Source organism: Lysobacter humi (ex Lee et al. 2017) (assembly GCF_054781815.1).
In genome coordinates, this window is record NZ_BAAGTR010000009.1 from 386130 (window position 1) to 404114 (window position 17985).

Below are 17985 nucleotides of genomic sequence, written 5' to 3' on the forward strand. Positions count from 1 at the left end.
GATCGCGCCGGGCGGGGGGCGGCTCGAACTGATCGCAATCCCGCAGTGCAAGCGTCGACGATGTGCCGGTCATCGCGGCGCGGACCGGATCGCAACGCGACGCCGCGCCGTGTGGCTCAGGAGCGGGTGTCGGCGCCGATGCGGTCGAGTGCCAGGGCTGCGGCCTCGCGCCAGCCCGGGTCGAACTGCCGACCGCTGGCGGCGCGTTGAAGCGCCGAGCGGACGCTGGGCTTGCGCGTGGAATAGCGATAACCCTTGACCACGGCCTCCACCGCGACGTCGCGCTGTCCCATTTCGGCATACGTCTGCCCGAGGTTGAGCCACGTGGCCGAGCGCGTCGGTGCGATGTCGAGCGCGCTCACCAGCCGGGCGCGCGCTGCACGATGGTCGCCGGCGAGCATATAGGCATAGCCGAGGTTGCCGAGGATTTCGGCGTCGCGTGGCTGCAGCTCCAGCGCGCGCTCGAGCGCGGTGATGGCCTGCGCGGTGCGGCCGGCGGCGATGTGCGTGATGGCGATGCGGTTGAGCTCACGCGCGCCGTCGGGGTCAAGTGCGACGGCCTCGGAACGCGGTATCTGCGCGGTGGGCTCGGCGACGGTGGTGACCGGCTCGCGCTGCGCGACGGGGCGGCCGGCGGACACTGTGGTGCGCGCACGTGGCGCCGCGGCGTCGGGAACATCGACGGGGACCGCGCGTTCGGCCATACGGCCGGCCACGACCTCGGGCGCTTCGCGGCGCTCGGTCATGTAGCGCAGCGCGGCCTCGCGTCCCGGGCCTGACCCGTCACCCGGTGGTGCGTCGTCGAGGCCGTCGACACGAATCTCGGCGATGTCTTGCGACGGTGCCTCGCCGAGGGTCGATTCGGCGTCGGAGGGCTCCGGTTCCAGCGGCGCCTCGTCGGCGACCCGGGCGGACGGCTCGACGCGGAAGAAGTTCTCCGGCTCCGAGCGGCTGCATGCACAGGCAAGAACCGCAGCGATCGCGGTGGTGAGAACTGCGCGGGTTCGGGATGACGTGTCCATGCGGCGAACGATGGTGGCGGCAGGGTTCACGCGAGGTGGAAACCACGCGATGCGGGTCGCGGCCGGTCGTGCTGCATTCACTCGCGGGCCGCCGGGCTTGATGCGTCTACCGCCGCATTGACCCCGTCCTCGCATGCACCTGCCCAGCATCGGCATCTTTGGGGCTTCCGATGGCGAACGAAACGCACGCCGAGCGCGCCACGGTCTACCGCATGGTGCTGAGCGACCACGTCTGCCCGTTCGGCCTGAAGGCCTTGCGCCTGCTCGAGGCGAGTGGGCTCCCGGTCGACGACCGACCGCTGACGTCGCGCGCCGAGGTCGACGCCTTCAAGACCGAGCATGGGCTGGCGACCACGCCGCTGATCTTCGTCGGTGACGAGCGCATCGGCGGGGCCGACGATCTCGAGCGCTGGCTCGAGGGGCAGTCGTCGACCGAGGCTCATGTTCACTGATCCATGCGGTGGGCGCGGTGTGCCGGGCCGCGAGGGCAGCCCGATGGACCTGGCGCAGGTCACCGGCGCGCGATGATGCGAGCGGGGCGTCATCCTGTGATCGTCGCGGAAGATGCGCCGCGTATGAGCCTCGCCGCCTGACGCTCCGTGGTGCGCTTCATTGCATGCAGGCATCACCTGCGGCCGTGCCGTGATCGGATGATCCACAAGGTAGTATTCGCAGCGCCAAAATGTGACGTAGCGCGGCATTGCCGGTACCCGCGAGGGGCAGCTTTCCATGCGCAGGCGTATGCAAGCCGTTGAGGTTGGGGCCTCAACCGGGGTGGAACGGAACTTGCAGGAACGATGACGGGGAGTTCTCGATCGCGCAGCGCTCGAGGCGGGGAGGAGAGGCATGGGCACCGGCGAAGTGATCGTGCCGTAGCCTGCCCGCAGGCGGCGTCCCCTCGTCCATTCGGAGAGCGTCGCAATGAAGACCACGGAAACGTATCTGATCACCGGGGGCGCCGGCTTCATCGGCTCGCACCTGTGCGACGAGCTGCTCGATGCCGGGCACCGCGTGCTGGTGATCGACGACCTGTCGACGGGCTCGCTCGAGAACATCGCGGCGCACCAGGCGAACCCGCGCTTCGAATTCCACCGGGGCTGCGTGTCCGACCCGGTGCTGATGCGCCGGCTCATGGAGCGCGTCGACTACGTCTTCCACCTCGCCGCGGTGGTGGGCGTGCAGCGCGTCGTCGAGAGTGCGATCCGTACCATCGAGACCGGCGCGCACGGGATGGGCGTGGTGCTCACGCTCGCCGACCAGCTCAAGAAGCCCGTGCTGTTCACGTCCACGTCCGAGGTCTACGGCAAGTCGGAGAAACTGCCGTTCCACGAGGACGACGACCTCGTCTTCGGCGCGACGCACGTGGGCCGCTGGTCGTACGCCTGTGCCAAGGCGCTGGACGAGTTCCATGCGCTCGCCTATCACCGCGAGCACGGCCTGAAGATCGTGATCGTGCGCCTGTTCAACACCGTCGGGCCGCGGCAGTCGGGCAAGTACGGCATGGTGGTGCCGCGCTTCGTCTCCGCCGCGCTCGAGGGCCAGCCGCTCACCGTCTACGGTGACGGCAGCCACCGGCGCTGCTTCGGCTACGTCAAGGACGTGACCTGGGCGCTGCGCAGGCTCGTCAAGCGGGAGGACTGCTACGGCCGCGTCTTCAACGTCGGCTCGAACGAGCCGGTGTCGGTGCTGCAGCTGGCCCGGCGCGTGAAGGCGCAGCTCGCAAGCGATTCGGAGATCCGCTTCGCCTCGTACGAGTCGGTCTTCGGCCCCGACTTCGAGGAAACGGTGGATCGCGCGCCGGATTGCTCGCGCGTGCGCGAGGCGATCGGCTTCGCACCGACCACCACGCTCGAGGAGATCATCGACGCGGTCGCGGATTTCCATGCGGCGCATGTCGCGTAGGGCGCTCGCCGCGCTTGCTCTGCCCGCCGGCCTGCATAGCGGCAACGCCGTGGCGGGCGCGCCGCACACGTCGCAGGTCACGCCGCGCGTCGAGCACTCGGCGGTGGTGGTTCATGGCGGCCGGGGCGTGCAGGGGGAGGGTCGGTCCGCGGGCGCCGGTTACGCACGTGACCCCGGCCCGTCGACGAGCGTCCGGCTCGACCTGGGCGCCGGCCGCGAAGGCGATGCATTCCGGCAGCGGACGCCCGCGCTCTCCGTGCAGTACAGCCGATGAGTGCGGGTGAGCTGACGATTCTGCTCCCGCTGGCCGCGGCCTGTCTCTGGCTCGGCCTGTTCCTCTTCATGCTGCTGGACCATCTGGTCTACCGCGGCACCTACGGCCACTTCCTTCTCGGCCTCGACGCGATCGAACGGCGTACCGGCGCGTCCTCGGCGGGCGTCGCGGCCGTGCGCGACCACATGCGGCGCGCGAAGACACGCGACCTGGCGCGCTACCTGAGCAACGCCGCGTCGAGCCGCGGGCCCGCGCAGGCGGCCGCGGAGGCCTACATCGAGCGCATCGGCCTGGAGAAGGTTCTGGCGCGGGCCGCGGCGTCGCGCTGGCGCGGGCAGCAGGTCACCGCGCTCTACGCAGTGTCGCGCACGTCGCAGCCGGCCGTCCTGCCGCTGCTGGAGACGGCGCTCGCGAGCCGACAGCCTGTACTCGCCTACGCGGCGCTGGACATGCTCGACGTGCACGGCAGCAATGGCGCCGCGGAGGTCCTGCTGCGCGCGCTCGACGCCGGCGTGCTGCCGGCGTCGCGCATCGCGACCCACCTCGAATACTTTCCGATCGACCTCACCGACCTCTACGTCGCGTGGCTCGATGGCGGCGCGCCGAAGTCCCGCTACTGGATCGCCTACCTGCTCGGGAAGTCGCGCTACAGCGAGCGGTCGGAGGCGATCCTCGCGGCGCTGCTCTCCGATCCCGCCGCCGACGTGCGCAAGATCGCACTCGCCTCGCTCGCCGCGCTCGATGCACCCCGGCTGCGGGAGCAGGCCCCGCGGATGCTCGACGACCCGGTGTTCTTCGTCCGCACGCAGGCGGCGCGGATCCTGGCGCGGTTCCCCGAGCCGGGCATGGTGCATGCGCTCGCACGGCACCTGGGCGACGACAACGACGCCGTGCAGCTCGCGGTCAAGCGCACGCTCGTCGAACTCGGCCCGGTCACGCTCGAGCACCTGCCGCCGGCGGGGCCGCTGCTCGATCCATCGGCGCGCGAGACGATCGCGCAGATCACCAATACCATCCGCAGCGCTTCGGCAGATTCCGATGCTCTGCGTGGTGCCGGACCGGCTCTGGAGTCCACGCATGCCTGATACACACGGCATGGTGGAGGTGCTCGCGCAGGTCGTGGCGACCTACCAGGGCTTCTTCGTCGCGGGCCTGCTGGCCACGCTGGTGCTCTCGCTCGCGTATGCCCTGCGGCTGTATGCGCAGCAGGCCGTCGAGAATCCCGTGCCGATCGTGCAGTCGAGCCTGTCGATCCCCGTCAGCATCATCGCGCCCGCGCTCAACGAGGAGCGCGTCGTCGTCGCGGCGGTGAGGTCGCTGCTCGAGCAGAACTATCCGGAATTCGAGGTCATTCTGGTCGACGACGGCTCGACCGACGGCACGCTGGCCACGCTCCGCGCCGCATTCGACCTCGTGCCGTCGGACATCCGCGTGAATCCGACGTTCGATGCGGGCGAGGTCATCGCGTTCTACCGCAGCCAGAAGGACCCTCGTCTCAGCGTGGTGCGCAAGGTCAACCGCGGCTCGAAGGCCGATGCCGTCAACTGCGGCATGAACTTCGCGGCCTACCGGTACCTCTGCTGCGTGGACGGCGACACGATCTACGGCGGCAACGCGTTGCTCGACGGCATGGCGATCGTGCTCAAGAACCCGAGCGAGGTGCTGGGCGTGACGAGCTATTTCGGCACCAGCCGGCATCCGGAGGCGAAGCAGCAGGGCGGCTGCCGGGCGGTGGACCTCAACTGGCTGAGCGTGCTGCAGAACATCGACCTGATGCGCTCGTTCCTCGTGAACCGGCTCGCCTTCAGTGCGATCGGCGCGATGATGTGCAGCCCTGGGGCGTTCGCCATCTGGCGGCGCGACCTCTTCGCCGAGGTCGGGCCGTTCGACCCGCGCTTCTCCTGCGAGGACATCGAGTTCACCTACCGGGTGCACGAGCACTTCCGCCGGCGCGGGCAGCGCTACCAGATCGCCTCGCTGCCGCGGCTGGTCGCGATGACCGAGGGCCCGGACAACGTGCGCGACCTCATCAAGCAGCGTGCGCGCTGGCAGCGGGTACTGCTCGAAACGGTCTGGGCCTACCGGCGCATGTGGTTCAACGCGCGCTACGGCGCCGTCGGCCTGGTGGCATTGCCGTACAACATCCTGTTCGAAGCGCTGTCGCCGCTCATGCAGGCACTGTCGCTGGTGCTGCTGCTCGTGCTGGGCCTTTGGGGCGTGCTCGACGGCTTCGCGGTGACGGCGATGCTGCTGTTCGCCGCACTGATCGTCGCAACGCCCAGCATGCTCGCGGTGCTGATCGACAACCGCCAGCACCGTGACTATCGCACGCGCGACCTCGTCACGATGAGCCTGTACTCGCTGCTCGACCTGCTGCTGTTCAAGCCGATCATCCTCGTTGCCGGCCTCAAGGGCAGCATCGACTTCCTGAAGGGCAAGAAGGGCTGGGACAAGTTCGAGCGCAATGCACGCTCGGCGCCTGCGGCCTGACGACACGGCGGTCCTGCCTCGGCGGGGCGCCCGCCGAGGCGGGGACGCTCAGAACTTCTCGCCTACGCGCAGGTAGCGCCACGCCCCCGGCGGCATCGCGCCCTCCGGCCCCTTGCCGATACCGATGCGCCCGATGCGCAGGCGGCGGATGGCGACGACGTCGAGCCCGACCTGGCCACACATGTGGCGCAGCTGGCCTTCGCGCGCGCCCTTGAGCGCGAAGCGCAGTCGGTTCTCGTTCTGCCAGCTGACCGCGCAGGGGCCGAGCACGCGGCCGCGGAATTCCATCCCCTGCTTCAGGCGCGCCATGCCGTACGGCCCGAGGTCGCCACGTATCTCGACGAGGTACTCATGCTCGATCTCGTCGGCATCCTCGGTGAGGCGTCGCCACACGCGGCCGTCCTGCGTGAGCACCATCAGGCCGCTCGCCCCGCGTTCGAGCGGCACCAGCGGCGTCAGGCGATGGAAGTGCCGCTGCAGCCGGCGTACGCCGGACGGATCGTCGGCCCACTGCGTCTCGGGCGTCACCAGCGCGAGCGCGGGGCGCGGGCCGTCGATCGCGTCGATACCGACCGGCTTGTGCAGCAGGATCGTGGCCGGCTCGACATCCTCAAGGCGCGCGTCCGGATCGATCTCGATGCGTTCGTCGGTCACGCGGTACTGCGGCAGCTCGACGACGCGCCCGTCGACCGATACCCAGCCGTTGCGCACGTACTGCTCGGCATCGGCGCGCGAGCACTGCAGCATCGCGGCGACGCGTTGGGCAAGGCGGACCGGATCGGTCACGGGGTCATCCGGCAGCTGGGCGCGGCAGTGTACCGGTCGCTCCGTACCCGTGTGTTCCACAGGCGGCGGTGACGCGAACCCCGCCGCACCCGGTCGCGGACGCACGATGCTTGCCGTGCGGCATGGACGGATGCGATGCCGACACCGCGATGCTGCACCGTTCGTTGACACGCTCGCCGACGCATGGCGTAAGGCAGTCGACCGCTCCGCGACGACGCTAGGCTGTCGCATCCACCGCGAGTGCCTGCCATGAGCCCGAAGATCCAGCCCTGCCTGTGGTTCAACGGCGACGCCGAGGACGCTGCGCGCTTCTATGCGGCGACGTTTCCCGAGAGCGGGATCGAGGCGGTCCACACCGCGCCGGGCGACTACCCCGCGGGCAAGCGCGGCGACGTGCTGATGGTCGAGGCGACGATCCTCGGCATGCGGTTCCTGCTGCTCAACGGCGGGCCGCAGTTCACCTTCGACGAGGCGGTGAGCTTCCAGGTGGCGACCGACGACCAGGCCGAGACCGACCGCTACTGGGACGCCATCGTGTCGAGCGGCGGCGAAGAAAGCGCCTGCGGCTGGTGCCGCGACCGCTACGGCCTGTCGTGGCAGATCACGCCGCGTCGCCTCACCGAGCTGCTCGCGTGCGGGGGCGAGACGGCAGCGCGCGCCTTCGAATCGATGATGACGATGCGCAGGATCGACATCGCGGCACTGGACCGGGCAGTCGAAGGCGTGGCCCGCTGACGAAGGCGCGGCGAAGCGCGGAGACCGCAGCGCGTGCCGCTCGCGTCCGATGCGGGGCCCGGAGTGCGCCGGCACGCGACCGACCGGCGTGAGCAGGCCGTCGCGCGAACCGCCCGTCGATTGTCCCCAGGCGGCATCCGGCCGAGCGACGCGCGCTGCGCGGTGGTGCCGCGCCTCGAGTCGTCGTCGGCGCCAGCGAGATCACGCCGGCGGCGGCGTGCCGTCGGTCGAACCATCCGGGCGCGGGGGGCGCGCGTCGCGCTTGCGAGCTTCCTTCTCGTCCTTCTGCTTCTTCTTGGCCAGCTCGCGCTGGCGCTTCTCGAACGCGTAATTCGGCTTGGGCATGGGGCTTCAGGCTCCTTCTGGGAAATGGGCTCGGGTCATTCCGCGGGCTTGGCGGGCGCACGCGACGCGGCGCGCCACGGCTTGTGGATCGGGGTGTTGCCGAGCACCTCGACCACGCCGCCGGCCGCGCGGAACGCTTCGAGGTGCGCATCGAGATGCTCGCTGGTGATCTGCCGCCCGGTCTCGGCACGGCGCACGAACGGGGAGGACGCAGGGGTCGGGGTCGTCTTGGTCGTCATGGCTACTGCTCCAGGAGCGTGGAAAGGATCGGGGGGTGGCCGCTGCGCGAATAGTCCTCGCGTACCGCCTCGCAGTAGGGCCCGCCCATGCGGAAGCGGCGACAGACGTCCGGGCGCGCGTCGTAGATCGAGCAGCACATGCGCGCGCTGTCCATCGCCACGCACCAGCCCTCGGCGTCGCGTGCCATGACGCGCAGGCCCTCGAGATGCGTGGTGAGGTGCTCGGCGATGCCGTCCTCCGGTTGCACCACCACCGTGAGCCGGCAGCAGACCGCGTCGCAGCGGCCGCAATCGGCCGCAGGCGGCACCGGGTCGGCGACACTGGCGAGAACGGGCGGGTCGAGGGGAATCGACCGCAACGGGTCGTCAGGCGCCCGGAGGCGCGGAAAGGAGGGCATGGGAGGCTCCCGAAGGGGCGCCCGCGGAAGCGGTAGCGCGTGGAGGGAGCGGGACGGGCGGCAGGGCCGAGCGAAGCGCGCGCGTGGAACAGTTGCGGGGCCCATCCTACGCCCTCCGGGGGCCCGAGGGGGCTCGGAAGCTCAAGGCGCGGTCGCCGGGGCCCGTCGGGTCGCGAGCCGAGGCTGCGCTACTGAGCGCCAGCCGGCCGGGAGCCGTTGCGAGGCCCTTGGGCAAGCGGAAAATTTTCGTTAGACCGACCAGTGGTGTGACGCGGGTCACGGATCGTGTCCAGACTCCCTGACGCTGGACCGGGCCACGGCGCGATGCGTCGGCGGGGGACCGGACCGGCGTCGCCTCGGGACGGGACCACCATGGACACATCCGCACGCCTGTCGACCCGCCTGGTGCTGGTCGTCGTCGCCTTGCTCCTGCTCGCGCTCGTGCGCTCGGCCGCCGGCACCGCGCGCGACGGCCTGACCATCGACGAGCCCTATCACTACGCCTCGGGCGTCGCGTATGTGCGCTTCGGCGACTACCGGCTCAATCCCGAACATCCGCCGCTGGCGAAGTCGTGGGTGGGCCTGTTCGCGCCGCGCGACACGGTGTTGCCGCCGATCCCCGTGCTCAAGGAAAAGCGCGCTGAGCGCCGGTTCGTGCAAACGATGACGTTCCTCGACAACCCGGCGGACGTCTCGCAAGCCACCATCCGGCGCGCGATGTTCGCGCTGAACCTGCTGCTGCTCGGCGCGCTGGGTCTTGCCGTCGCGCGGCTCGCCGGCGGGTGGTGGGCGGCGGGCATGCTCGCCTTCCTCGCCGTCGAGCCCACCGTCGGCGCGCACCTGCCGCTGCTGATGACGGACCTGCCCGTCGCCCTCGCGCTCGGCCTCACCGCTGCGATGGGCGCGATCTTCGCGCGATCGTGGAGCGGCGCGGGACTCGCCGGGTTCGGCGTCGCCGCGGGCGTCGCGCTGGCGAGCAAGCACTCGGCGATCGCCGGCGTCGTCGGCGTCGGCATCGCGCTGCTGGTCCTTGCATTGCTGCCGGGGCGGCGTCGCGGCGATGCCACTGCGGCGCCGATGGCGCCGATCGGCCGCCCCGGACGCGTCGCCCGCCTCGCGGCGTCGGCCGTGATCGCGGTCGCCGTGCTCTGGTCGACCTACGGCTTCCAGTACCACGCGACGCCGGACGGCCGCGATCCGTTCAACCGACCGATCGCGGACAAGATCGAGGATGTCGCCTCGCCGATGCAACGCGGACTGCTGCAGACGGCCGATCGGCTGCACGTGTTGCCACGTCCCTACATCTGGGGCCTGGCGGACACGATCCGCGCCGGCGTCGAAGGGCGCGGGCAGAAGGAGCACTGGCTGTTCGGCACGAAGCATCGCGGCGCGCCGCCGTGGTTCTTCTGGCCCGGCATGCTGCTGGCGAAGGTGCCGCTCGCCCTGCTGTTCGCGGCGCTTGCCGGCGCGGTCGCGCTCTGGCGCGCGCCGCTCGACGCCGACCGCCGCCGGCTCCTCGCCTGCATGGGCGCGATGGCGCTCGCGTATTGGCTCGCGCTGCTCACCTCGCGCGGCACGTATGCCGGCATCCGCCATGCGCTGCCGCTGGTCGTCGCGCTGGCGAGCCTCGCCGGCGTGCTTGCCTGGCGCCTGTCCCTGCTGCCGCGCCGCGCATGGCGACCGGCCGCCTTCGTGCCCGCCGCGCTCGCGCTCGCGATGACCGTCCGGGAGCCCAGGCTGTACGAGTACTTCAACGAGCTCGCCGGCGGCACCGAGAACGCGTGGAAAGGCTTCGCGGACGAGGGCGTCGATCTCGGCCAGCGCCTTCCCGAGGCGGCGGCGTTCGTTCGCGCACGCACCGGCACCACGCTGCCGGTCTACAACCGCTACTACTACATGCCCGAGTGGGAACGTGCCGTGGCGTTCCCGCTGCGGCGCTTCGCGTCGGGGATCGACGACACGAACGTCGCGGGGCGCTTCGAGGGCGTGTTCCTGATGGGCATGGGCGCGACGATTCCCGATCCCGATTACGACTGGGATCCGAAGAAGACGCTCGCCAACCTGCGGCTGGTCGGGCGCGTGGGCACGCTCGGCATCTGGCAGGGCCGCCTCGACGAGCCGCGCATGCGCGCGATGTCGCTCTACGGCGACCTCATCAGCCACATCTACGAGGAGCGCCGGCCCGACTGGACGAAGGTCGCGCAGCGCTGTGGCGAGATTTTGAGCGTCGCCCCGTTCCACGTGGGATGCGCCGTCGAGCGCGGCAACGCGCTGGCGCGGCTGCACGACATCACCGGTGCCCGCGCCGCATGGGCGACCGCGCGAAAGTTCCTGCCGCCGGACGACCCGACCGCGGTCCGCCTCGCGCAGCTCGATGCATCGATCAGGGACGGGCGGCTTCCCCCCGGGGCACGGCTCGTGCGCAATCCCTGGATGGAGTGACCGGCGCGCGGGTATGTCACCCGCGCCGCGATCGCATGTCGGCCGATTTGGGAGCCGGGGAGGCCCGGGGCGGGTGACCGGCGTCTTCCCACCGCGCCCACGGGCTGCTATCAAGGAGCCGGACGGCCTCGCGGATCCGCGAGGCCCTGCAATGGACTGCGGAGCGATCGATGTGGACGCCATGGATGTGCCTGTTGCTTCTTGGACTCGTGGCCTGCGGAGGCCCGTCGGACGGCACGTCCGGCACTGCGTCGACGCCCGGCGTTTCTGAGGCCGCGGTCGCACCTGCAGTGCGTGCCGCGACGGCCGCGCCACCGGAGCCCGATGCGCATGCCGGCAAGCCCTATGCGCGCGTCCGCGAGTCGCTGCTCGCCGACGGCTGGCGGCCCCTGCGCACGCCGGCCTGCCGCGGCAACGTCGGCGGCGAGGCCCCCGTCTGCGATGCACTGCCCGAGACCGACAGCTGCAGCGGCGACGGCCACTGCCTGATGCGCTTCGCACATCCGGCGACGGGTCGAACCCTCGTGCTGCGGACCTATGGCGACATCGACCGCTGGAATGGCGCCGACGCGGCGGCCGTGCTCGTGAAATCGAGCGACGCCACGGCGGTCGCCACGCCGCCCGCGGATGCCTGTCCGGCCGCGGGCTTCGACGCGTTCCTGCAGCATTTCGCCGCAATGCCCGCGTCGCGCGGTGCCTTTTCGGCGCCACTCGTGCTCGCGAGCGAACTGCACTCCGACGAGGGCGGCGATCGTCTGGTCCCCGTGGCCTATGCCGGGTCCGACTATCCGCGCTTCAGCCTGAGCCACGACGCGCGCGGCTTCCACCACGTCGATCCGGCCGGGCGCATCGATCCCGCGCCGCTGCGCGTGGATGTCCGCGAGGACGCCGCCGGCGCCGTGGTGCGGTATGCCTACGGTAGTGCGGAGGGCCGTGCCTTCCGCTTCGAGCGGGCCGGCGACTGCTGGCGCCTCGCCGAGGAGTTGCCACCCGCGCTCGACTGATCCCCGCACGATCCCTCCGCATCAGCAAAGGAGTGCACGATGTCGCGATACCGCATCACCGAGAGCGTCGGCCGTCACGTCGAGAGCGTGCACCGCTACGAGGATCTCGAGAAGCACCATCCGAGCTCCGGACGCGAGCCGGGCCGGCAGTACGAGACGATCGACGGCCGGCTCGAGGAGGTCCGCCACGTCGATGGGCGCACCTTCGTGAAGAAGGACATGATCTTCTCGGTCGACGACGGGCGTCCTGCCGACATCCCGTCACCGGCCGCGGGCTACGTGCGCCACCTGCGCGATGCCACGAACGCCGTGCGCATCTACGACCGCCCCTACGGCACTCCGGGTGCGCGCATGCTCGCCCAGGTGCTGCACATGGAACCCGGCACCACGCCCGCCGACGGCAGCCGGGTGGACTACGGCGCGCGGCTCGGCCGCATGGGTGACACCGGCACGCCGGGGTCCGTCCACGCGCACATCGAGATGGAGCCCGCTGCATTCCGGCAGTACATCCGCGACATCAATTCCGGCGTGATCACGCCCGACCGTCACCCCGCCCGGGGTCCCGCGCCCGACGCCATGGCCGACGGCGTACTGCGGCTCGGCGAGACGGGCCCCGCGGTGCGCGCGCTGCAGCAGCGCCTCCACGATCTCGGCATCCGCGATGGGCAGGGGCGCGTGCTTCCGGTGGACGGCGATTTCGGCCCGCGCACCGAGCAGGCCGTACGCAACTTCCAGCGTGCGCGCGGGCTCGAAGACGACGGAATCGCCGGTCGCGACACGCTCGGCGCCCTGCGACAGCCTGCACAGCCTCCGCCTGCAACGCCGCCCTCCGGGCGGTACGGGCCGACGCCGCTCAGCGACCTCATCGGGCGCGGCGAAGGCGGATACGGCAGCTTCAATCGCGGCCGCGCGGGTGATGCCCGCGGCGCCACGCTCGACTTTTCGGAGATGACCGTCGGCGAGGTCATGCGGCGCCAGTCGCTGCCCCACCACCATCCGCAGTACCTGTTCGCCGTCGGCAAGTTCCAGATCGTCCCCGCCACCCTGCGCGAGACGGTCGAACGGCTCGGCGTGGACCCGTCCACGCGGTTCACGCCCGACGTGCAGGAGCGCATGTTCGCCGAGTACCTGGTCAGCGGTAAGCGGCCCGCCGTGCGCGACTACATCACCGGCGCGGGCGGCCCACGCGCGCTGGGCGCCGCGCAGCTCGCACTGGCACAGGAATTCGCGAGCGTCGCCGACCCGCGCACCGGTCGCGGCTATTACGACGGCGACAGTGCGGGCAACCATGCCTCCATCAGCGCGGCCCAGGTGCAGCAGGCGCTCGACCACATGCGCGAGTCCTACCGCGCGAACGTGCAGCGCGGGATGTCGCCGGCCGAGGCCTATGCCGCGATCGGCGGCGGGGCGCCGGTGCGCGACGCGCCGGGGCAGGGTGGCCGCCCCGAGGCGCCGCGCGAGCCCGTGCTGCGTCTCGGTGATCGCGGGGCGGAGGTCGAACGCGTGCAGGCGATGCTGCGCCGGCACGGCGCGACCGATGCACGCGGCCGGGCGATCGAGGTCGATGGGGATTTCGGCCCCCGGACCGACGAGGCGGTGCGTCGTTTCCAGCGCGCGCAGCGGCTCGAGGACGACGGCATCGTCGGGCCCGGCACGCGCGCGGCGCTCGCGGCGCCTGCGCAGCGGACGGGGCCGGTGAGCGGGAGCACGCCCGCGCTGGGCGATCCGGCGCATCCCGATGCGCGCCTGTTCGCGCAGGCGAAGGCGGCAATGGATCGGCTCGAAGCCAGCATCGGCAGGTCGCACGATGCGACGACCGATCGCGCGGCCGCGCAGATGGTGGTCGCCGCGCGCCGCGAAGGGCTCGCGTCGATCGATCATGTCCTGCTGGGCGACGACGGGCGGCGCCTGTTCGCGGTGCAGGGCGAGCTCGGCAGCCCGCATTCGCGCATGGCCTTCGTGGATACGCAGCAGGCTGTCCGCCAGAGCGTCGAGGAGAGCGGACGCCAGCTCGCCGCGATCGCCGACCCGGCGCCGGCCGAGCGCGCCATGCCGCAGCGCGCTCTGACGATCTAGCTGCGCACGGCGGCGGTCCGCGGCCTGGGCCCGGATCGCCGTCGCCCGGTACCAGTGCGGGCACCGTTCGGGCGCGCGCCGCGGGACCTGCACCGTTCGTACGCCTTCACCGATCCGCCAACGAACGATGTTGTCGACCGCGGCGACGGGGAGCGCGCGGTGGGCGCCGTCTCGGTGGCGTCCCTGTGGTCGGAGCAGGGCGCCCAAGGGACCGATGTCCCGCGGTCGCCCCGGCCAAGCGCGATGCTCGCCGCGACTTCACCGGCCCACCCTATGCTGGCGCGATGCAGAAGCTCGGCGATGCGTTCTGGAACATCCGCGGCACCTACCGCGTGGGCGGCGTGCTCGACATCGGCACCCACATGTCGGTCGTGCAGCGTCCGGACGGCCGGTTCGTGGTGATCGACGGCTGCGCGCTCGACGAGGCGGCGCGGCGCGCGCTGATGGAGCTCACCGGCGGCGGCGAGCGCGTCGACGCCGTGGTGCACGTGCATCCGTTCCACACGATGCACGTCGAGGCGACGCATCGGCTGTTCCCTGCCGCGATCCTCCACGGCACTGCGCGACATCGCCAACGCGCGCCCGCGCTGCCGTGGGCCGGGCCCCCGGTCGAGACCTGGGACGAGACGCATCCGTTCGCGGATCTGGTCGAGCTGTCCGTGCCGGACGGCGTCGACTTCGTTTGCCCCGACGAGCGCGTGCATGTCGCGTCGGTGCTGGTCCGCCACCGCGGGTCGCGCGTCGTCCATGTCGACGACACCCTCAATGTGCTCGCCGCTCCCGGAGCCCTGCGCGGCCTGTTCGGCCAGTCATCCCTGCGGATGCATCCGATGCTCGCCCGCGCGCTGCGGCCCGTCGCGGGCGCCGCCGACGCCTATGCGGCCTGGGCCCGCGCGCTCGCAGCGCGCTGGGCGGACACGCGCATCGTCTGCGCGGCGCATTCGGCCGTGCGCGAGCTTCCCGACGGCGCCTTCGCACGCGAGGTCGAGGCGGCGCTCGCACGGGTCGCGCGTACTCTCGACCGCCATCGGTCACGGTACGGCTAGACCGCCGCAGGCGTGTCGGATCTCGGGCCCGAGGCGGACCACGCGGGGCCGCGCAACGCCGGGCCCATGGAATCGATGCCCCGACGAAGGCTCGGCAGCCGGGCCCGGCACAATAGGCGCCCCCGACCGGCGCACGACCCCATGCCCGCAATCCGGTTCACCCTCGTCCTCTTGCTGATCGTCGTGAGCACCGTGCTCCACGTCGGGCCACTGCTCGGCACCGCACTGCTCAAGGCGCTGCTGCCGTCCGCGCGGCTGCGTCGGGCGAGTGACCCGTTGCTGACCGGCATCGCGGAGAGCTGGATCGGCGTGAACAGCTGGGCGCTCGACCGGCTGACCGGGACCCGGATCGATGCGGAGATCGCGGGCGACCTGCGTCGCGACGGGCACTACCTGATGCTCGCGAACCACCAGAGCTGGGTCGACATCATCGTGCTGCAGAAGCTCTTCAACCGGCGCATCCCGTTCATGCGCTTCTTCCTGAAGCGCCAGCTGTTCTGGGTACCGCTGCTCGGGCTCGCGTGGTGGGCGCTCGATTTCCCGTTCATGGGCCGCTACACCCCGAAGCAGGTCGCGCGACGCCCCGAGCTCGCCGGGCGCGACATCGTTGCCACGCGCCGGGCCTGCGAGAAGTTCCGCGAGATCCCGGTGTCGATCGTCAACTTCGTCGAAGGCACGCGCTTCACACCCGCGAAGCAGGCGAAGCAGGGCGCCGAATACCGTCGACTGCTGCGCCCGAAATCGGGCGGCGTGGCCTTCGTGCTCGATGCGATGGGCGAGGGCCTGCACGCGATCCTCGACGTCACCATCGCGTATCCCGAGGGCCGCCCGACACTCGTGGACCTGCTCGCCGGACGCGTGCGCGAGGTGCGCATGCACGTGCGCCAGCGTGCGATTCCGCAGGAGCTGCTCGCGGGCGACTACCAGAACGACCGGGCCTTCCGCGTGCGTTTCCAGCAGTGGATGAACGGGCTATGGCGGGAGAAGGACGCCGAACTCGAGCGTCTGCTCGCCTAGCGGGCGATCGGCGGCCCCGGACGAGTCGACAACGCCCGCTGGCGACGCACTCGCACGCGGCGTTCGAACAGGGACGAACGCTCTGCGCGCGATCGCGCTTGGAGTGGCACCAACAAGCGTTGGACGTCGCCTAGTTCGCCGCCGCCGAACGACGCGCCTTCCAAGCCGCGTATACCGCCTCCATCGTGGCGCGCTGCGCCGGCCGCCAGTGGTCGACGCGATCGGCGAAGCCTTCGTCGTTACCCCACGCCGGAATCGTCTCGACGGCGGCCTGGTACCAGGCCAGCGCGGTCTCGCGGTCGCCGGTCGTCCAGTACAGCAGGGCCAGGGTGTACGGCGCCCAGAACGGGCGTCCGCCGTGGGCGGCGATCGCCGCGCGCCAGTCCACGAGGGCCGCAGGATAGTCGCCGAGGTCATAGGCCACCCAGCCGCGCGACCAGAGCACGTGGCGCGCCTGCTCGCTGCCCGGCGTCGCATCGGCGGCAGCGCGGTCCAGATCCTCACGTGCGCGGTCGAGGGCGCCGGCATTCTTGAGCTGGTAGGCCCGTGCGACGCGAGCGGCGACGTTGCGCGGGTTCTGGCGGAGCACCGCGCTCAGGTACTCGCGGTACTTCGCCTTCTGCCCCGGACCCGGATGGATCGCCATGGCGGCCGGATCGCCCTCGCGGTACGCACCCTCCGGCAGGTGCACGGGCAGGCCCTCGCCTGCGTGCGCAGCGAGCGACGCGGCGAGAGCCAGCAGCAGGAACAGAGCGATATCCAGCGATCGGCGCATGAACCCTCCCAAGGTGCGACAAGTGTGCCGGCATGGCCGGTGGGTGTCGCGTCCGTGTCGGGGTTCGCTGCGCGTGGACGAAAGCGCGACTTGCGTCGACTGCAACCCGGCACCGGGTAATGCTGTGCTGCAGCAGCCGAAGCTCAGAAAAACGGCCTTTCGATTCAGGGGCTTACGGCCTTCACGCCGCTTTACTGACTCGACGCCTAACAGACGCTAGCGTACGGAACGGTGGCGTATGGCCGGGGCATGGTCCCGATCCCGTTGCGTGCACGACAGCGCAGGCGCGGCGCTCGGTTCGCGCCCTCCACTCGCAAGGGACAGGCAATGAAACTCGCACCGCATGGAATGAACCGCGTACTCCTCCCCACGCTGGCCCTGCTGCTCACGGGCGTGCCGGCTGCGGCGAACACGCTCAACCAGAACGTCTCGTGGACGATCGACCGCGCCGGCACGAGCACGCGCTATCGCGTCGTCGCCTATGGCGATTCGATCTACGCCGGGTACAACGGCTCGACGACCAGCGCCGCGAAGTACGCGGGCCCGACCGTGCAGGCCGAATACCTCGCCACGTTCTGGAACGCCGATGTCGAGAGCGTCCGCCGCACCAAGAGTGGTGCCGTGGCCTCCGACATCTACAACAACAAGATCGTGGCCGAGAAGTCGTACATGCAGTCGGCGTCGACGCGCGTGGTCACGTTCGAGATGTGTGGCAACGACGGCCTGCAGGCACGCTCGAGCTTCAAGGGCCAGACCGGCACCTGCAACTACAGCGTGCTCACCAATGCCGAGAACACGTGCAAGACGTACGTGGCGCGCTCGATGGACTTCATCAATGCCAATGCCTACGCCGGGACCCGCGCGAAGATCGTCGGCAACCTCTACTACCCGGGCTACAACGCGGACAACACCTCGAGCTCCTGCACCGATGCCAGCACCGGCGCGCGGGTCAATATGCGCAGCACGTTCCTGCCCTCGCTCGCCCGGATGAACTACTGGATGTGCGAATACGGGCGGCAGAAGGGCTTCGTCTGCGCCGACAACTTCGCCGAGTACATGGGCGCCGACTATGACACCAACGGCGACGGCCGCATCGATTCCGAGGCGCTGCGCTGGGTGCCGGGCGAGAGCGAGGCGAGCTACGTCACGCGCATCACGTCCACGCTGCGCTCGACGCTGCGCGACGCGAACACGCACTTCGTCTCGTCGTCGAGCAGCTACGACTACATCCAGTCGGACGACACCCATCCGACCTACACCGGCGGCACGGTCAGCGCCGGCCTGTTCGGCGGCACCACCGGCTCGGGCGCTGCGCGGTACACGTCGTTCACCAACGGGCGCAATGCGATCTGGAACCAGCTCGGTCACGAGCGCATGGGCTGGCTGCTCGCGCTCCGTTCGCCGTCGAGTCCTTGACCGCGATGAAGGGAGTGA

At 70.8% G+C, this 17985-nt stretch carries 17 protein-coding genes; 11 read left to right on the top strand and 6 right to left on the bottom strand.

Going from position 1 to position 17985, the window contains the following annotated elements; translation table 11 throughout:
• Positions 1 to 116: 116 nt before the first annotated feature.
• On the bottom strand, positions 117 to 1178 hold the full coding sequence (locus ACYVJJ_RS08705) for a tetratricopeptide repeat protein (protein WP_460832761.1): 1062 nt from the start codon (positions 1176 to 1178) through the stop codon (positions 117 to 119).
• A gap of 14 nt (positions 1179 to 1192) precedes the next feature.
• Between ACYVJJ_RS08705 and ACYVJJ_RS08710 the strand changes: the two genes are divergently transcribed.
• The 4 genes from ACYVJJ_RS08710 (at position 1193) to ACYVJJ_RS08725 (ending at position 5688) form a co-directional block, all read left to right on the top strand.
• Positions 1193 to 1474, top strand: coding sequence for a thioredoxin domain-containing protein (locus ACYVJJ_RS08710; protein ID WP_460832763.1), 282 nt, complete (start codon positions 1193 to 1195; stop codon positions 1472 to 1474).
• A gap of 469 nt (positions 1475 to 1943) precedes the next feature.
• A complete protein-coding gene (locus tag ACYVJJ_RS08715; protein WP_460832764.1) occupies positions 1944 to 2924 on the top strand; it encodes a GDP-mannose 4,6-dehydratase in 981 nt (326 codons plus the stop codon).
• A 270-nt stretch (positions 2925 to 3194) separates the two neighbouring features.
• The gene (locus ACYVJJ_RS08720) at positions 3195 to 4283 is read left to right on the top strand and encodes a HEAT repeat domain-containing protein (RefSeq protein WP_460832766.1); all 1089 of its coding nucleotides are present in this window, start codon (positions 3195 to 3197) and stop codon (positions 4281 to 4283) included.
• Positions 4276 to 5688 carry a glycosyltransferase family 2 protein gene (locus ACYVJJ_RS08725; RefSeq protein WP_460832767.1) on the top strand — a complete coding sequence of 471 codons (1413 nt, stop codon included), beginning with the start codon at positions 4276 to 4278 and terminating at the stop codon, positions 5686 to 5688. The genes ACYVJJ_RS08720 and ACYVJJ_RS08725 overlap by 8 nt, the downstream gene beginning before the upstream one ends.
• 48 nt (positions 5689 to 5736) lie before the next feature.
• On the opposite strand, the gene ACYVJJ_RS08730 is transcribed toward ACYVJJ_RS08725, so the two are convergent.
• Positions 5737 to 6474 carry an rRNA pseudouridine synthase gene (locus ACYVJJ_RS08730; protein WP_460832769.1) on the bottom strand — a complete coding sequence of 246 codons (738 nt, stop codon included), beginning with the start codon at positions 6472 to 6474 and terminating at the stop codon, positions 5737 to 5739.
• A gap of 249 nt (positions 6475 to 6723) precedes the next feature.
• Here ACYVJJ_RS08730 and ACYVJJ_RS08735 point away from each other — a divergent pair, with 249 nt between their 5' ends.
• Positions 6724 to 7209 (top strand): VOC family protein, encoded by a 486-nt coding sequence (locus tag ACYVJJ_RS08735; protein WP_460832771.1) that lies wholly within the window; start codon positions 6724 to 6726, stop codon positions 7207 to 7209.
• A 201-nt stretch (positions 7210 to 7410) separates the two neighbouring features.
• Here ACYVJJ_RS08735 and ACYVJJ_RS08740 read toward each other — a convergent pair whose 3' ends face one another.
• From ACYVJJ_RS08740 to ACYVJJ_RS08750, 3 genes are read right to left on the bottom strand one after another with little or no spacing between them, the layout of a single operon-like run.
• Positions 7411 to 7554 carry a hypothetical protein gene (locus ACYVJJ_RS08740; protein WP_460832773.1) on the bottom strand — a complete coding sequence of 48 codons (144 nt, stop codon included), beginning with the start codon at positions 7552 to 7554 and terminating at the stop codon, positions 7411 to 7413.
• A gap of 35 nt (positions 7555 to 7589) precedes the next feature.
• Positions 7590 to 7793 (bottom strand): hypothetical protein, encoded by a 204-nt coding sequence (locus ACYVJJ_RS08745; protein WP_460832774.1) that lies wholly within the window; start codon positions 7791 to 7793, stop codon positions 7590 to 7592.
• Between the two features lie 2 nt (positions 7794 to 7795).
• Positions 7796 to 8191 (bottom strand): YkgJ family cysteine cluster protein, encoded by a 396-nt coding sequence (locus ACYVJJ_RS08750; RefSeq protein WP_460832776.1) that lies wholly within the window; start codon positions 8189 to 8191, stop codon positions 7796 to 7798.
• 372 nt (positions 8192 to 8563) lie between these two features.
• Here ACYVJJ_RS08750 and ACYVJJ_RS08755 point away from each other — a divergent pair, with 372 nt between their 5' ends.
• From ACYVJJ_RS08755 to ACYVJJ_RS08775, 5 genes are all read left to right on the top strand, one after another.
• Positions 8564 to 10633, top strand: a complete 2070-nt coding sequence (locus tag ACYVJJ_RS08755; protein ID WP_460832777.1) for a hypothetical protein — start codon at positions 8564 to 8566, stop codon at positions 10631 to 10633.
• 194 nt (positions 10634 to 10827) lie between these two features.
• Positions 10828 to 11637: a hypothetical protein gene (locus ACYVJJ_RS08760; RefSeq protein ID WP_460832779.1), complete on the top strand. Its 810-nt coding sequence runs from the start codon at positions 10828 to 10830 to the stop codon at positions 11635 to 11637.
• A 39-nt stretch (positions 11638 to 11676) separates the two neighbouring features.
• Entirely contained in the window at positions 11677 to 13713 is a 2037-nt protein-coding gene (locus ACYVJJ_RS08765) for a peptidoglycan-binding protein (protein ID WP_460832780.1), read from the top strand.
• A gap of 284 nt (positions 13714 to 13997) precedes the next feature.
• The gene (locus ACYVJJ_RS08770; protein ID WP_460832782.1) at positions 13998 to 14759 is read left to right on the top strand and encodes a hypothetical protein; all 762 of its coding nucleotides are present in this window, start codon (positions 13998 to 14000) and stop codon (positions 14757 to 14759) included.
• Positions 14760 to 14900: 141 nt separating this feature from the next.
• Positions 14901 to 15776, top strand: coding sequence for an acyltransferase (locus ACYVJJ_RS08775; protein WP_460832784.1), 876 nt, complete (start codon positions 14901 to 14903; stop codon positions 15774 to 15776).
• 130 nt (positions 15777 to 15906) lie between these two features.
• Here ACYVJJ_RS08775 and ACYVJJ_RS08780 read toward each other — a convergent pair whose 3' ends face one another.
• Positions 15907 to 16551, bottom strand: coding sequence for a tetratricopeptide repeat protein (locus ACYVJJ_RS08780; protein WP_460832786.1), 645 nt, complete (start codon positions 16549 to 16551; stop codon positions 15907 to 15909).
• A gap of 348 nt (positions 16552 to 16899) precedes the next feature.
• Between ACYVJJ_RS08780 and ACYVJJ_RS08785 the strand changes: the two genes are divergently transcribed.
• Positions 16900 to 17967, top strand: a complete 1068-nt coding sequence (locus ACYVJJ_RS08785) for a hypothetical protein (RefSeq protein WP_460832788.1) — start codon at positions 16900 to 16902, stop codon at positions 17965 to 17967.
• Positions 17968 to 17985: the final 18 nt, after the last annotated feature.

What these genes read in the sequence shown, in the direction of transcription:
- ACYVJJ_RS08710 (WP_460832763.1), top strand. Translation starts at nt 1,193, where the DNA reads ATGGCGAACGAAACGCACGCCGAGCGCGCCACGGTCTACCGCATGGTG.
- ACYVJJ_RS08755 (WP_460832777.1), top strand. Translation starts at nt 8,564, where the DNA reads ATGGACACATCCGCACGCCTGTCGACCCGCCTGGTGCTGGTCGTCGTC.
- ACYVJJ_RS08785 (WP_460832788.1), top strand. Translation starts at nt 16,900, where the DNA reads ATGAACCGCGTACTCCTCCCCACGCTGGCCCTGCTGCTCACGGGCGTG.
- ACYVJJ_RS08780 (WP_460832786.1), bottom strand. Translation starts at nt 16,551, where the DNA reads ATGCGCCGATCGCTGGATATCGCTCTGTTCCTGCTGCTGGCTCTCGCC.
- ACYVJJ_RS08750 (WP_460832776.1), bottom strand. Translation starts at nt 8,191, where the DNA reads ATGCCCTCCTTTCCGCGCCTCCGGGCGCCTGACGACCCGTTGCGGTCG.
- ACYVJJ_RS08745 (WP_460832774.1), bottom strand. Translation starts at nt 7,793, where the DNA reads ATGACGACCAAGACGACCCCGACCCCTGCGTCCTCCCCGTTCGTGCGC.
- ACYVJJ_RS08705 (WP_460832761.1), bottom strand. Translation starts at nt 1,178, where the DNA reads ATGCCGATGCTGGGCAGGTGCATGCGAGGACGGGGTCAATGCGGCGGT.
- ACYVJJ_RS08740 (WP_460832773.1), bottom strand. Translation starts at nt 7,554, where the DNA reads ATGCCCAAGCCGAATTACGCGTTCGAGAAGCGCCAGCGCGAGCTGGCC.
- ACYVJJ_RS08770 (WP_460832782.1), top strand. Translation starts at nt 13,998, where the DNA reads ATGCAGAAGCTCGGCGATGCGTTCTGGAACATCCGCGGCACCTACCGC.
- ACYVJJ_RS08715 (WP_460832764.1), top strand. Translation starts at nt 1,944, where the DNA reads ATGAAGACCACGGAAACGTATCTGATCACCGGGGGCGCCGGCTTCATC.
- ACYVJJ_RS08765 (WP_460832780.1), top strand. Translation starts at nt 11,677, where the DNA reads ATGTCGCGATACCGCATCACCGAGAGCGTCGGCCGTCACGTCGAGAGC.
- ACYVJJ_RS08775 (WP_460832784.1), top strand. Translation starts at nt 14,901, where the DNA reads ATGCCCGCAATCCGGTTCACCCTCGTCCTCTTGCTGATCGTCGTGAGC.
- ACYVJJ_RS08720 (WP_460832766.1), top strand. Translation starts at nt 3,195, where the DNA reads ATGAGTGCGGGTGAGCTGACGATTCTGCTCCCGCTGGCCGCGGCCTGT.
- ACYVJJ_RS08725 (WP_460832767.1), top strand. Translation starts at nt 4,276, where the DNA reads ATGCCTGATACACACGGCATGGTGGAGGTGCTCGCGCAGGTCGTGGCG.
- ACYVJJ_RS08735 (WP_460832771.1), top strand. Translation starts at nt 6,724, where the DNA reads ATGAGCCCGAAGATCCAGCCCTGCCTGTGGTTCAACGGCGACGCCGAG.